Origin of the sequence: Pseudomonas sp. HMWF006, assembly GCF_003061205.1 — a bacterium.
Lineage (GTDB): Bacteria > Pseudomonadota > Gammaproteobacteria > Pseudomonadales > Pseudomonadaceae > Aquipseudomonas > Aquipseudomonas monsensis.
Map to the genome: position 1 here is coordinate 183 of NZ_QAIU01000630.1, position 1691 is coordinate 1873.

2 protein-coding genes are annotated in these 1691 nt (G+C 61.9%); both read right to left on the reverse strand.

Features of this window, described 5'->3' with window-relative positions; translation table 11 throughout:
• On the reverse strand, positions 1-1115 hold a 1115-nt coding region (locus DBR24_RS29195), incomplete at its 3' end, for a homoserine O-acetyltransferase (RefSeq protein WP_128616433.1).
• Between the two features lie 328 nt (positions 1116-1443).
• On the reverse strand, positions 1444-1691 hold a 248-nt coding region (locus DBR24_RS29200), incomplete at its 5' end, for a DUF167 family protein (RefSeq protein WP_128616432.1).

Consider the following 1691-nt stretch of genomic DNA (forward strand, 5'->3'; position numbering starts at 1 on the left):
TTACCGAACGCCTGCAAATAGCGCGGGATCGGAATCAGGAAGGCGTCGTGGCCCTGTGGCGCGTCGATTTCCAGGTAGCTGACGTCTTTGCGCGCCGCCATCAGCGCGTCCACCAGCTCCCGCGAGCGGGCCGGGGAGAAGCGCCAGTCGGTGGTGAACGACATCACGCAGAACTTGGCTGTGGCGTTCTCGAAGGTTTTCGCCAGGTTATCGTCGAAGTTCGCCGCCGGATCGAAGTAGTCCAGCGCCTTGGTCATCAACAGATAAGTGTTGGCATCGAAACGCCCGGAGAACTCTTCGCCCTGATAGCGCAGGTAGCTTTCGACCTGAAACTCGACGCTGTGGAAGTCGTAGTTGAGCTTTTCACTCTTCAGGCCACGGCCGAATTTCTCGCCCATCGAGTCGTCGGACAGGTAGGTGATGTGCCCGACCATCCGCGCCAGCATCAGCCCGCGCTTGGGGATCACGCCTTGTTCCTGGAATGAACCGCCGTGGAACTCGGGGTCAGTGAGGATGGCCTGACGCGCGACTTCGTTGAAGGCGATGTTCTGCGCCGACAGTTTGGGCGCCGAGGCGATCGCCAGGCAGTGGCGCACGCGATCCGGGTAGGTGATGGTCCACTGCAAGGCCTGCATGCCGCCGAGGCTGCCGCCGATCACGGCGGCGAACTGATGGATGCCGAGCAGATCAGCCAGACGCGCCTGGCTGTGCACCCAGTCTTCCACGGTGAGCACCGGGAAGTCGGCGCCGAACGGCTTGCCGGTGTCCGGGTTGATGCTGCTCGGGCCGGTGGAGCCGTTGCAACCACCCAGATTGTTCAGGCTGACCACGAAGAATTTGGTGGTGTCGATCGGCTTGCCGGGACCGATGCAGCTGTCCCACCAACCGGGCTTGCGGTCATCGGGGCTGTGATAGCCAGCGGCATGATGATGGCCGGACAAGGCGTGGCAGATCAGCACGGCGTTGCTCGCCTGCGCGTTCAGCGTGCCGTAGGTCTCGTAGATCAGGTCGTAGGCGGGCAGCGAACGTCCGCAGGCCAGGGCCAGGGGTTCACTGAAGTGCGCCGTTTGCGGCGTCACCAGACCAACAGAATCGGGGGGAAAGGCAGCTGGCATCGACCCTGCTCTCGTTGAAATGAGGCGTAAGTCTAAAGACCGGTGGGGTCAGCGGCAAGCAGCCCTCACCCTAACCCTCTCCCGGGGGGAGAGGGGACTGACCGAGGTGTTCTTTTGAGCTGCACCGACCTGATCTATCGAGTTGAGCTCAGGTCATGAAAAACAGCCAAATCAGGTTCCTCCCCCAGAGGGAGAGGGGCTGACTGGCGGGATGTTCGAGATACGCCGACGTGGGATATCGAGTTGAACTGTGGTTTTGAAAACCACGCAAATCGGCTCCCTCTCCAAGGGGAGAGGGCTGGGGTGAGGGGCGCAGACGCCGCAGAACTCAAGACGGACGCCCAACCAGCCCCGGCAAATCCGGCAGTTTCTTCGGCGAACAGATCTTCACCCGTTTCTGCCGGTTCAATTCGCCGCTGAGCAAGCTGACCTGGCTCTTGGATACCCCGAACGCCTTGGCCAGAAAGGCCATCAGGTAAGCATTGGCCTTGCCCTCGACCGGCGGTGCAGTCAGGCGAATCTTCAAGCGATCCCCGTGCAGCCCGCAGAAATCATCGCTGCGGGCTGCACGGGGAT